Raw genomic sequence first — 12485 nt, 5'->3', positions numbered from 1 at the left:
CCGTACGTGAAGTACGGCAGCCGCACGAGGGCGTGCTTGTGCGGTGCCGGCCGTCATGGCCGGGGACGCCACCCGTCAAGGCGACGCGGCTGGGCGAGGCCGTGCCCCCGGAAAGCGAAATTTCCTGCAAAATGCACCCGTGCCGCCTCGGCTGGCGCCGTGCTTCTTCCGCTACGACGAAAAGGGATTGAAGATGACCAGTCTGGGTGTGCGGCGCTCGCGCCGGCTCGGCCGCGGCGGCATACGCCGCGTAGTTCCCCTCGCGGCCGTGGCCACGGCGGGTGCCCTCCTGCTCTCCGCCTGCGGGTCGGAATCCGGCTCGGGCGGGACCTCCAAGTCGCTGACGTTCTGGATCTCCACGGTTCCGGGGCAGGACGCGGGCTGGAAGAAGATGGTGGCGCAGTACAAGAAGGAAACCGGCGTCAAGGTCAAGCTCGTCAACATCCCCTACGACGGCTACGACGCGAAGCTGCGCAACGCCGCGCAGGCGAACTCCCTGCCCGACGTGGCGGCGGTTCCGAAGCTGGACCCGATCTGGGCGAACAAGCTGATCGACCTCGGCTCCATCGCCAACAAGAAGAGCAACAAGATCAACAAGAACTTCATCGCCAAGGACTCGTCCGGGAAGGTGCTGTCCATCCCCTCGGACGTCACCGCGTCCGGCCTGTTCATCAACGAGACGCTGTTCAAGAAGGCCGGCGTCTCCGTCCCGGCCTCGCCCCAGAAGACCTGGACCTGGACCGAATTCATCAAGGCGGCGGACGAGGTCCGGGAGAAGACCGGCGCCAAGTACTCCCTCACGTTCGACCAGTCGCCCTCCCGGCTCCGCGCCATGGTGTACGAGCTCGGCGGGAAGTACGTCCACGCGGACTCCTCCGGCAAGTTCTCGGTGGACGCCGCGACCAAGAAGGCCGTGAAGCGCTTCGTCGAGATGAACGACGACAAGACCATGCCGAAGTCGGTGTGGACCAGCGGCGCCGACCCGTCGGCCATGTTCCAGAGCGGTGACGTGGTCGCCTACTGGTCCGGCGTGTGGCAGGTGCCCGCCTTCGCGGAGAGCATCACGAAGTTCGACTGGGCGAGCGTCCCGACTCCCGCCGAGCCGGTGCAGGCCAGCGACGTCAACAGCGGCGGCATGACGGTGGGCTTCAACAACAACGCCGACGCGGCCGCCGCCGCGACGAAGTTCTTGTCCTGGCTGTACGAGCCGGCCCACTACCAGGCGCTGTGCGAGGCGTCCGGGTTCCTGCCCGTCGAGAGCGGTCTGAACCCGAAGTACCCCTTCAAGTCCGATGCGGCGCAGGCGGCGTTCAAGCTGTACAACGAGTCGATCCCGCTGTACGCCCCGATCTCCGGCTACTTCAACACCGCGCAGACGAACTGGGTGCTGAAGGGCAAGAGCCTCACCGAGGACCCGACCAAGACGGAACTCGGCAAGGCGATCAACGGCCAGCAGTCGGTCGACAAGGCGCTGGACAACATCGTGGCCGGCTACAACCAGCAGGTCGGCGGCTGAGCGCAGGCCGACAGGCCCGGGCGGCGGAGTCGAGACACCGCCGCCCGGCCTCGGGAACCCACGCGATGCCGGGCTCATGGCCTGAGCCCACCGGAACCCATTCCACCAGCACGGAGTCAGGAAGATGACCAAACGCGCCCCGGACGTGTCCGCGAGCCCGCCCAGGAGCCGCAGTAAGTACACCCTTGCGCCGCTCGTCCTCATCGCGGCCAACGCCGTGCTCTTCGCGCTGTTCTTCGTCTGGCCGGCGGTGATCGGGCTCGTCTACTCCTTCACGAACTACACGGGCGTAGGGGCGTTCCAGTTCGTCGGACTGGACAACTACCAGAACCTGTTCGGGGACTCCACCTTCTTCAGCGCGCTGACCCGGACGCTGCTGTACACCGTGCTCTTCGTTCCGCTGAACTTCGTGTTCTCGCTGCTCATCGCCAACGTGCTGGTGAGCAAGCACGCCAAGGGCGTGTCGGTCGCCCGCGTCTTCTTCTTCATTCCGTGGCTTCTGTCGCCCATCGTCGTGGGTGTCCTGTGGCGGTGGCTGTTCGGTGAGAACTTCGGACTGGTCAACCACGTCATCGAGACGCTCGGCGGAAGTGCCGTTCCGTGGCAGTCGAACGCGGACCTGTCGCTGATGGTGGTGGTGGCGGCGGCGTCCTGGGCCTGGACGGGCTTCTCGATGCTGCTGTTCATCGCGGCGATCAAGAACGTACCGGCGTCGTACTACGAGGCGGCCTCGCTCGACGGCGCCGGGCCATGGCGCCAGTTCGTCAGCATCACACTGCCGAGCATCGCGCCCACTTCCTTCATCGTCATCCTGCTCAACACGATCCACGCGATGAAGGAATACCCGCTGTTCGCCTCCCTCAACAACGGCGGACCCGGAACGTCGAACAATCTACTTGTTCAGTACATCTATCAGACCGGCTTCAAATCGGGCCAGATCGGCTACGCGAGCGCCGCGTCGTTCGTGCTCATGCTCATCCTGATGGCCGTCGCGATCATCCAGCTGATCGTCAACCGGCGGGTGGAGAACCGATGACAACCACAGACATGCCACGCCCGGTCGACTCCGAGCCCGGACGGGCTGTTCCCAAGAAGCGGCCCCGCGGCGCGGCCGGCGGTGGGCTGCGGCGCGCGGTGCCCGCGACGACACTGCTGTGGGTCCTGGCGGCCGTCTACGGGTTTCCGGTGCTGTGGTTCGTCCTCAGCTCCTTCAAACCGGCGGGAGACTTGTTCTCCTCGCTGACGCTGTTTCCGGAAGACCCCAGCCTGTCGGGCTACAAGGCAGCCTGGAACGGCGCCAACTTCTCCCAGTACTTCATCAACACGGCCATCGTGTGTGTGATCGCGACGATCCTCACGGTGGGAGTCAGCTGCTGCACGGGGTACGCGCTGGCCAAGTACGACAACAAGTGGCTCAAGGTGTTCTTCATCGGCATCCTGGCCACGACGATGCTGCCGTCCGAGGTCATGCTCGCCCCGCAGTTCCTGGTGGTCCGCGACCTGGGCCTCTACAACTCGCTCGCAGGCATCATCTTCCCGGCCTTGCTCACCGCGACCGGATGCTTCATGTTCCGCCAGTTCTTCCTGACGGTCCCGGACGAGCTCATCGAGGCCGCCCGCATCGACGGCGCCCGCGAACTGTCGATCTTCCTGCGGATCATGGTGCCGATCTCCCGGCCCATCATGCTGACGCTCGCCATCCTGTCGTTCCAGTGGCGGTGGAACGACTACATCTGGCCGCTGCTGATGCTCAACGACCCCGCGAAGTTCACCGTGCAGATCGGTATCCAGAGCCTCGTCGGGGCGCAGAACATCAACTGGTCGGTGGTGCTCGGCGGATCGGTCATCTCCATGATCCCTCTGATCCTCGTCTTCCTGGTGTTCCAGCGTTACGTCATGAACGCCGACATCAACGCCGGACTGAAGGACTGACCGTGCCCACGCACCTCCCCCACCAGCGCGGCCCGTTGCACGACCTGCCGGACACCCCGGAGGCCTACGACGCCGTCCTCGCCGAGGTCACCGAGCAGGCCCTGGCCCGCATGACCCCGGAGGGCAACCTCGAACACCCCGACTGCGTCGACGACATCGGCGACACGTCCCTCGGCGTCACGTCGCTGCTGGCCCTCGCCTGGCAGCGGAGCAAGGACCCCCGGCTGCCCGACGCGGTACGCCGCAGCCTCGCCTTCCACCTGGACGAGCGGGTGTACACCGAGGACAACCCCGGCTACCCAAACCTCCGGGTACGCAACTCCGCTCTCCCGTACGCCCGTTACACCCTGGCGGCCGGTGCGCACCCCATCGGTGACTGGCCGAGCACGGTGTGGGCCCTGCTTCAGGCGGTCAACGTCCTGGACGCGGCGGACGGCCTCGTCGACGACGCACAGCGCACGCGGCTCGTCTCGGTGGCGCACGGCTACTGGCGCTGGCTGACGGAGGTGACGTTCTTCAACCCGCAGGAGGCCGGCAACCAGGCCATCGGCTGCGTCGTCGGCGGCCTGATGCTGGCCCCGCATCTGCCGCCCGCCGAGGTCGAGTCGGTGCGGCGGGAGGCGGTGCGGCTGTACGAGGACGAGATCCGCGCCCACCGGGTCCGCGACCGCGGCGCCCTCCTTCCGCCCGAGCACGGCGGTGCCTACGACAACAACTACGGCCCGATCTCCCTGTCCTTCCTCGCCCAGGCCCACCGGGTCAGCGGCGAGGAGATCTTCGCCGAGGACGGCGACGCACTCGCCCGCTACCTCGACGCCCGCCTCACCAGCGGCGGTTTCGACAACGGCGGCCCCCGCTACAGCGAGCAGCACTCCGCCTTCGAATCGGTGCTGGGCCTGCGCTACTTCGGCGCCCGTATCGGCTCCGACCTGGGCCGCTACCGGGGAGACGGCCGCTGGGCCCGGCACGCCTGCAAAGCGGACGGCGGGGTCGACGGCCACTTCGCGTGGATGCTGGTCTGGCAGATCCAGGACACCACGCGCTGGCACCGGGTCCCGTCAGCGGCGCCGGCCCGTCACCAGCTCCGCGCGGGCTCGGTGTCGGTGGCCTTCGACAGCCGCATGACCCCGTCCCTGGTCGAGGCGGCGGGCACGTACTACCTGCCGGCCGCGGTGAACCGCCAGCACGGCTTCGGCCCGGTCGTCGACGGCTTCCTGATGTGCCGACCGATGGGCGAGGTCCGTGTCCGGGACGTGGTGGCCGAGGGCCTGCGGGCGAAGCTGGTCACCAAGCCGGTCGTCGGCCGCGACCACGTCCTGCGCCACATCCGGTCCCTGTACGTCACCGACGGCACGACCCTGTGGACGACGGTCGCGGTGGAACGCCTCCCGGGCACGCCGTACCTGCTGGCCGGCCTGCCGTACGCCGCCGACGACGGCGACCGGGTCCGCAGGACCGCCGAACCCCGGGTGACGTCGGCCGGTGACCTGCGCCTGACCCACCCGGACCCGGACGACCCGCACCACTTCGACGCCCGCACGGACCTCACGCAGGAGCGGGCCGCCTTCGCCCTGGCCGCCGACCCCCGCGGCTACGGCAACCCCGACGAGGGCTGGCGCCACCTGGTCGCCTCGACGGCACTGGAGGCCGAACCCGCCCCCGGAGCCCCCGAGGACCTGCACGTCTTCGCGGTCCGCTACGGCCCGCACGACAGCGCCTTCACACCGGCGTTCGAGCGCGACGGTACGGCCCTGAGGGTCCGCACCGAGGCCTTCACGGCCGTCATCGGTGATCCGGCCGGGGACGCCGCCGGGGAACCGGAGCTCACGCTGTCCGGGTGAGGCGGCCCTGCGGACCTGTCGCCCAGGGATCTGGCCGCTGCATCCATCAACAGCGTGTACCTGTCCTCGAACGGCTTCCTCTCCAGCCGCTCCCGGTCGACCGCCGGCACCGTGATGTCCAGCGTCATGTTCACGCCCCCCCACGCGGCAGGGCCGACTCGGGCACCACCAGGTCGGCCCGCCCCCGGGTCGTCGCGACCAGTTCCGCGTTCCGCTCGTCCGAGCGTGACACCCAGGCCACCGCCTCCTCGTGCGTCTTGCCGAACTCCTCGTGGCGGGTGACCAGCCGGCGGACGCGCTCGCGTTCGGGCACCTCGCAGAACCACACCTCGTCGAGGAGAGGGCGGACGCGGGGCCAGGCACCGGTGGTCAGGAGCAGGTAGTTGCCCTCGGTGATGACCAGCCGGGCGGTCGGAGGTACCGGGATCGCGCCCGCGACCGGCTGTTCCAGGACGCGTTCGAAGCCGGGGGCGTACACGACGTCGTCGTCCGTCTCCTCGCGCAGCCGCCCCAGCAGCGCCGCGTACCCGGCCGCGTCGAAGGTGTCGGGCGCGCCCTTGCGGTCTCGCCGGCCGAGTCGCTCCAGTTCGGCGTCGGCGAGGTGGAAGCCGTCCATGGGGACGTGCGCGACCCAGGGGGCACCGGTGCCGTTCAGCTTCCGCACCAGATGCTCGGCGAGTGTCGACTTGCCCGCGCCGGGGCTGCCCGCGATGCCGAGGATCGCGCGCCGGCCGCCCCGGGGGAGGGCACGGGCGCGCAGGACGAGGTCGTCGAAGGTGAGCGGCACAGTGGAGAGTGTGTCACCCGCGCCCGGTGTGAACTGGCGTGCTCGGGCCCATGTGGCGTGCGCCACTCACTGGAACATCGCCGGGTGGGGAACCGGTCCTGTATGACGCAGCTCGGTCTTCCCGAAGACATCCACGCCTGTCTGTTCGACCTCGACGGCGTCGTCACCAAGACGGCCGTCGTGCACGCGGCCGCCTGGAAGGAGATGTTCGACGCCTTCCTGCGCGAGCGCGACGGCGCGGACTTCCGGCCGTTCGACGCGGCGGACTACGACGAGTACGTCGACGGGCGACCACGCGCCGACGGGGTGCGCACCTTCCTCGCCTCCCGCGGCATCGATCTGCCCGACGGCGCCCCGGACGACCCGCCGGGGGCCGAGACCGTGCACGGACTGGGCAACCGCAAGAACGAGCTGGTCCTGGAGAAGATCCGCACCGACGGGGTGGAGGCCTACGACGGCACCCTGCGCTATCTGGAGGCCGTCCGCGCGCGCGGACTCAGCACCGCGATCGTCTCCTCCAGCGCCAACTGCCGTGACGTGCTCCGCTCGATCGGCGCCGAGCACTTCTTCGACGTACGCATCGACGGCGTCGTCGCCGCCGAGCGCAAGCTCCCCGGCAAGCCGCACCCCGACACGTTCCTGGCCGCCGCGGAGGACCTCGGTGTCGAGCCGTCCGCGGCGGCCGTCTTCGAGGACGCCCTGGCCGGCATGGACGCGGGCCGTGCGGGCCGCTTCGGGTACGTCGTCGGAGTGGACCGGGTCGGGCAGACCGAGGCGCTGTACCGGCACGGCGCCGACATCGTGGTGAAGGACCTCGCCGAACTGGGGGACGCGGAGTGATCACGCAGCGGGCGTACGACGTCGAGCCCTGGACCGTACGCGAGACGGAACTCAACCTCGACGTCCTGGCCCAGGGCGAGTCCGTCTTCGCGCTGTCCAACGGCCACATCGGCTGGCGCGGCAACCTCGACGAGGGCGAACCGCACGGCCTGCCCGGCTCCTACCTCAACGGCGTCCACGAACTGCACCCGCTGCCCTACGCCGAGGCCGGCTACGGCTACCCGGAGTCCGGCCAGACCTCCATCAACGTCACCAACGGCAAGGTGCTGCGGCTCCTGGTCGACGACGAGCCGTTCGACCTGCGCTACGGGCGGCTCGTCACCCACGAGCGGACCCTCGACCTGCGGCGGGGAGTCCTTGAGCGAGTGTGCGAATGGACCTCGCCGGCCGGCTCCACCGTCCGGGTGCGCTCCACACGGCTGGTGTCCCTCACCCAGCGCGCGATAGCCGCCGTGGCGTACGAGGTGGAGCCCGTCGACAGCCGGACCCGCGTGGTCGTCCAGTCGGAACTCGTCGCCAACGAGAGCCTGCCCGAACCGGACGGCGACCCGCGTGCCGCCAAGGCGCTGAAGTCGCCGCTGGAGCCGGAGGAGGACCTCGCCTCGGGCAGCCGGCTGCGCCTGGTCCACCGCACCCGCCGCAGCGGACTCCGGGTCGCCGTGGCCGCCGACCACACCGTCACCGGTCCCGAACGGACCACCACGAGCAGCGAGAGCAACGTGGACGTGGCCCGGCTGACCATCACCTCCGTGCTGGAACCGGGGGAGCGGCTGCGCGTGGAGAAGCTGGTCGCGCACGGCTGGTCCGGCGTCCGCTCCCGGCCCGCCATGAGCGACCAGGTCGAGGCGGCCCTCGCTGCGGCCGGGCACAGTGGCTGGCAGGGGCTCCTGGAGGACCAGCGGGCCTGCCTCGACGAGTTCTGGGCGCGCGCCGACGTCGAGATAGACGGTGACGCGGAGATACAGCAGGCCGTCCGCTTCGCCCTGTTCCACGTCCTGCAGGCCGGCGCCCGCGCCGAACAGCGCGCCATCCCGTCCAAGGGCCTCACCGGCTCCGGTTACGACGGCCATGCTTTCTGGGACACCGAGGCGTTCGTGCTGCCGCTGCTGACCTACACCGCGCCGAAGTCCGCCGCCGAGGCCCTGCGCTGGCGCCTCGCCACCCTGCCGGCGGCCCGTGAACGCGCCACCCAACTCGGCCTGCGCGGGGCCGCGTTCCCCTGGCGCACCATCGACGGCTCGGAGGGCTCCGCCTACTGGCCGGCCGGCACGGCGGCCTTCCACGTGGGCGCCGACATCGCCGACGCCGTCGTGCGGTACGTGGCCGTCACCGGCGACGAGACCTTCGAACGCGAGGTCGGCGTGGAGCTGCTGGTGGAGACCGCGCGCCTGTGGCGCTCCCTCGGCCACCACGACGACCGGGGCACCTTCCACATCGACGGCGTCACCGGTCCGGACGAGTACAGCGCCATCGCCGACGACAACACGTACACCAACCTCATGGCCCGGGCGAACCTGCTGGCCGCCGCCGACGCCTGCAAACGCCACCCCGACGAGGCCGCGCGGCTCGGCGCCGACGAGGAGGAGCGGGCCGCCTGGCGGGACGCCGCCGAGGCCATGAACGTCCCCTACAACGAGGAACTCGGCGTGCACGAGCAGCACGCCGGCTTCACCCGCTACCAGCGCTGGGACTTCGACCGGACCGGCCCGGACCAGTACCCCCTGATGCTGCACTTCCCCTACTTCGACCTGTACCGCAAACAGGTCATCAAACAGGCGGACCTGGTCCTGGCGATGTACACCTGCGGCAGCTTCTTCGAGGAGTACTTCGACGAGGAGCAGATCGCCCGCAACTTCGCCTACTACGAGCCGCTGACCGTCCGCGACTCCTCCCTGTCCGCCTGCGTCCAGGCCGTCATGGCCGCCCGGGCCGGCCATCTCGACCTGGCCGGCGACTACACGGCCGAGGCCGCGCTGATGGACCTCGGAGACCTGGAGCACAACACCCGCGACGGACTGCACATCGCCTCGCTGGCCGGTACCTGGATGGCCCTGGTCGCCGGGTTCGGCGGCATGCGGTGCAGCGACGGCACCCTGCGGTTCGCGCCCCGCCTGCCCGAGCGGTACAGCCGGCTCGCCTTCACGGTGGGCTTCCTCGGCCGGTGCCTGCGCGTGGAAGTGACCGCCGGCCAGGCCACGTACTCCCTGAACTCCGGCATGCCCCTGACCCTCCGGCACCACGGCACCGAGCTGACGGTCGGCGAGGACGCCCCCGCCTCCCTGCCCATTCCCGAGCTGACCCGCCGCCCGGCCCCGGGCCGGCCCCCGCACCGCGCCCCGAACGCCCGCTGACCCACGTCCCCGGGTCAGGCACTTGGCCGAGTATCGCCCTGCACGCACCCGCCCCGCGGGTTAGCTTGATCGGGATTTTCCGATGATCAGGGTGAAGGGGCGGTCCATGCCTGATGGCGCGAACGCCATCCTCGTTCGGAGGCGGAGACGCGAACAGGCGGCCGGGTCGCGTTCCACCGGCAAGGTGCGCGGCAGCCGGCCGCTCGCCGCGCTGGCCGCGGTCTTCGTCCTCGCGCAGCTCCTCCTCGTCCGGCCGGTGCTCGGCCTCGGCTGGGACGAGATCGTCTACGTCAGCCAGGTCACCTCCCACCACCCCGCTGCCTTCTTCAGCGCCCCCCGCTCCCGCGGTGTCTCGCTGCTGGTCGCGCCCGTCGCGTCCTGGTCGTCGTCCGTCCCGCTGCTGCGCGTCTACCTCGCCCTGCTGTCCGGCGTGGCCCTCTTTCTGGCCCTGCGCGCCTGGCGGGGCCTGTTCCCGACCCGCGTCCTGGTCGTCGGCGGGGCCCTCTTCGCGTCCCTGTGGATGACCCTCTTCTACGGTCCGCAGGCCATGCCCAACTACTGGGTCGCGATCGGGGCCCTGATCAGCGTCGGCTGCTTCCTGCGGGCCCGGGCGGAACGTTCCGCCTCGGGGGTCCTCCGGGGTCTCGCGGCCGGTGGCGCACTCATGGCGTGGATGCGTCCGACCGACGCGGTCTACGTGGCCGTGCCGCTGCTCGTCGTCGCCGTGGTGCGCCGCCACTGGCGACTCCTGCTGGTGCTCGCGGCAGGCCTCGCGGCCGGTGCCGTGCCGTGGGTGATCGAGGCGTACGTCGGACACGGCGGTCTGGGGGAGCGGCTGGCGGAGGCCTCCCGGATCCAGGGCGGACTGGGATGGCAGATCGCCGTCGACGACCAGCTGCGCAGCCTGGGCGGACGGGCCCTGTGCCGGCCGTGCACCGGGTCGATGCCCAGCCCCCTGGTCACCCTGTGGTGGTTCGCCCTGCCCGTCCTGGCCGGCCTCGGGCTGGTCGTCGCGGCCCGGGCCGGGCGCCTGGAACGGACCCTGGTCCCGCTGGCCTGCGCCACCACGGCCGCGCTGCCGTACCTCTTCATGATCGGCTACGCGGCGCCGCGCTTCCTCCAGCCGGCCTACGCGCTGCTCGCGATCCCGGTCGCCGACGCCCTGTGGCACCTGGTCAGAACCCCGCGCGGAACCTGGCGTCCGGTGGCCGCCACACTCGTCGCGCTCTGCCTGGCCGGGCACCTCGCGGCGCAGCTCGCCGTTCTGCACGGCGCCGTGTCCCGCAACACCGAGAGCCGCCGCGACTGGGGCCGCACCGCCGGCTCACTGCACCGGCTCGGTGTCCGCCCGCCCTGTCTGCTCACCGGTCACGAGGCCATCCCCATCGGCTACTACACCGGGTGCTCCTCGGGGGCGACGTCGGGCAACAACGAGAACATCACCTCGGCCGGCATCCTGCGCACCGCGGACCGTCTCCCGGTCGCCCACCTCGCACCGGCCGGCGGCACTCCGCCCCGCTACGCCCGCTCCTGGCCCGTCCACCGGATCTCGGACCTGGACGTCCGCGTCGCACCGGGGCCCTGACGCCGAACGCCGCGCTTCCCGGTCGCCCGGCACCGGCAGGAGCCGGACCCGGCGCGGAGACGTGACACCCCGGGGAAGACCGCCGGCACCGCGGAGTTTCCGGTCAGGTGCGCACGCCTGGCCGCAGCCCCCTGCGCCACGTGACGAGCTGCTCCTGCGCGGCGCCCGTGTACGGCCACGGCGTCCGCATGCTGGTCCGAAGGACGTTCGCGCGCCTCCCGGCAGGGCGACATCCGCCGAGGTTAGAGCCCGCGTAACGGGAAACGCGGAACGGACAGGCGAGACGAACGAGTCGAGCAGCGCGACAGGAAGGCAGGAGTGATGGGCACGGAACCGATGCGCCCCGAACCGATGGCGGACGACGCGTACCAGCCCACCGGGACCAACGAGGAGCAGGAGGACGCCGCGCCGCTGGACCTGCAGGACGCCATCGACGAACGGACGTACGACGACACTCTCGACGAGGGCTACTCCCCGCCGGAGAAGCCCCTCGGCGTCACCAAGCGCGGCACCACCGCCGCCGAGCAGCACGAGGGCGAGACCCTCGACGAACGGCTGGCCCAGGAGGTCCCCGACGTGTCCGCCGAGCCCGCCGGGGACGGCGTCGGCGACACCCCGGACAGCGACGGCGAACCGGTGGACCCCGAAGCGGGCACCGAACGCGCCGGCCGCCTGGTCGCCCCGGACGAGGGCGCCCACGCCGACACCACGAAGGAGACCGTCGCGACCGACGTCGGAATCGACGGCGGAGCGGCCGGCGCGGAGGAGGCCGCCGTGCACGTGGTGGAGGACGACAGCGCCCTGCCCGGGGACGACGGCGGGGTGTGACCCGCCCGCCGGCGTGAGGTCACGCCGGCACGCGCCAGGCCACCGGACCCGTACGCATCCGCGCCGGGCCGGTGGCCTTCCGTGTGCCCCGGCTAAGGCAGCAGCTTCTCGAGGGCGGCGGGTCCCTCCGCAGCCAGCTTGCGCTTGGCCCACTCGATGGTGTGCGGGGTGAGGTCCTTGCCCGAGGCGAGGACGAGGTCCTCCGGCGACACGTCCGTGCCGGTGCGGGCGTGGAGCAGGCGGTCCGGGGTGGCGCGGTCCTCGGGCGGCCGGGATGCGGCGGGCTCTGACGTCGACATGTTCTCTGCTCCTAGGGTCCGGATCGCTGGTGCGGCCCCGGTGCTGAAAAACGGGTCCGGTATCACCATTCCCCGCGGGAGCGCGGCGTGCATCCGGAGAGCGCGAACCCGGCCCCGCCGGACCCCGGGCACCCCGTTCGGACGCTCACCGATGTCGCGTCGCCGTACCCCGGGTCACGGTGGAGACACGTGTCCCTGCGAATGACAGGAGCTTTACCCATGCGCACACGTGTGACTGCCGCGGCCGGCCTGGCCTGTGCCGCCCTGCTGGCCTTCGCCGGTACGGCGAGCGCGAACGACGGCCCCGTCGGTATCGCCACCGACAGCCCCGGCGTCCTCTCCGGCAACGTCATCCAGATCCCGATCGACATCAACGCCAACGTCTGCGGTAACTCGATCAACGTGATCGGGCTGCTCAACCCCGCGTTCGGCAACAAGTGCGTGATCAAGGACTGACGTACCGGTCGTACGGCCCGCCGGCGGTGGCCCGCGAAGCATCGCTGGCC

11 protein-coding genes are annotated in these 12485 nt (G+C 70.7%); 9 read left to right on the top strand and 2 right to left on the bottom strand.

Annotation, left to right across the window (positions count from 1 at the left end):
* Positions 1-193 precede the first annotated feature (193 nt).
* From ACFU3E_RS22590 to ACFU3E_RS22575, 4 genes are all read left to right on the top strand, one after another.
* On the top strand, positions 194-1516 hold the full coding sequence (locus tag ACFU3E_RS22590) for an extracellular solute-binding protein (RefSeq protein WP_384160983.1): 1323 nt from the start codon (positions 194-196) through the stop codon (positions 1514-1516).
* A gap of 124 nt (positions 1517-1640) precedes the next feature.
* Positions 1641-2552, top strand: coding sequence for a carbohydrate ABC transporter permease (locus ACFU3E_RS22585; RefSeq protein ID WP_384160980.1), 912 nt, complete (start codon positions 1641-1643; stop codon positions 2550-2552).
* Positions 2549-3448 (top strand): carbohydrate ABC transporter permease, encoded by a 900-nt coding sequence (locus ACFU3E_RS22580; protein WP_384160976.1) that lies wholly within the window; start codon positions 2549-2551, stop codon positions 3446-3448. The genes ACFU3E_RS22585 and ACFU3E_RS22580 overlap by 4 nt, the downstream gene beginning before the upstream one ends.
* A 2-nt stretch (positions 3449-3450) precedes the next feature.
* Positions 3451-5289, top strand: coding sequence for a hypothetical protein (locus tag ACFU3E_RS22575; RefSeq protein ID WP_384160973.1), 1839 nt, complete (start codon positions 3451-3453; stop codon positions 5287-5289).
* A 130-nt stretch (positions 5290-5419) separates the two neighbouring features.
* Here ACFU3E_RS22575 and ACFU3E_RS22570 read toward each other — a convergent pair whose 3' ends face one another.
* Positions 5420-6076 (bottom strand): nucleoside/nucleotide kinase family protein, encoded by a 657-nt coding sequence (locus ACFU3E_RS22570; RefSeq protein ID WP_384160970.1) that lies wholly within the window; start codon positions 6074-6076, stop codon positions 5420-5422.
* Positions 6077-6178: 102 nt separating this feature from the next.
* On the opposite strand from ACFU3E_RS22570, the gene ACFU3E_RS22565 reads away from it, so the two are divergent.
* The 4 genes from ACFU3E_RS22565 to ACFU3E_RS22550 all read left to right on the top strand — a co-directional run bounded on the left by ACFU3E_RS22565 (position 6179) and on the right by ACFU3E_RS22550 (position 11680).
* Complete coding sequence (locus tag ACFU3E_RS22565; RefSeq protein ID WP_384160967.1) at positions 6179-6916, top strand: beta-phosphoglucomutase family hydrolase; 738 nt, start codon at positions 6179-6181, stop codon at positions 6914-6916.
* The gene (locus tag ACFU3E_RS22560) at positions 6913-9267 is read left to right on the top strand and encodes a glycoside hydrolase family 65 protein (RefSeq protein ID WP_384160965.1); all 2355 of its coding nucleotides are present in this window, start codon (positions 6913-6915) and stop codon (positions 9265-9267) included. The genes ACFU3E_RS22565 and ACFU3E_RS22560 overlap by 4 nt, the downstream gene beginning before the upstream one ends.
* Positions 9268-9373: 106 nt before the next feature.
* A complete protein-coding gene (locus ACFU3E_RS22555; RefSeq protein WP_384160962.1) occupies positions 9374-10852 on the top strand; it encodes a hypothetical protein in 1479 nt (492 codons plus the stop codon).
* A gap of 336 nt (positions 10853-11188) precedes the next feature.
* Positions 11189-11680, top strand: a complete 492-nt coding sequence (locus tag ACFU3E_RS22550; RefSeq protein ID WP_384161179.1) for a DUF5709 domain-containing protein — start codon at positions 11189-11191, stop codon at positions 11678-11680.
* Positions 11681-11772: 92 nt separating this feature from the next.
* Here ACFU3E_RS22550 and ACFU3E_RS22545 read toward each other — a convergent pair whose 3' ends face one another.
* The gene (locus ACFU3E_RS22545) at positions 11773-11979 is read right to left on the bottom strand and encodes a hypothetical protein (RefSeq protein ID WP_384160960.1); all 207 of its coding nucleotides are present in this window, start codon (positions 11977-11979) and stop codon (positions 11773-11775) included.
* A gap of 219 nt (positions 11980-12198) precedes the next feature.
* On the opposite strand from ACFU3E_RS22545, the gene ACFU3E_RS22540 reads away from it, so the two are divergent.
* Positions 12199-12435 (top strand): chaplin, encoded by a 237-nt coding sequence (locus ACFU3E_RS22540; protein ID WP_384160957.1) that lies wholly within the window; start codon positions 12199-12201, stop codon positions 12433-12435.
* Positions 12436-12485 lie beyond the last annotated feature (50 nt).

This window comes from Streptomyces sp. NPDC057424, assembly GCF_042803315.1.
Classification (GTDB): domain Bacteria; phylum Actinomycetota; class Actinomycetes; order Streptomycetales; family Streptomycetaceae; genus Streptomyces.
Note: the sequence above shows the minus strand (reverse complement) of the source record. Positions and strands in the feature narration are given on the sequence as shown.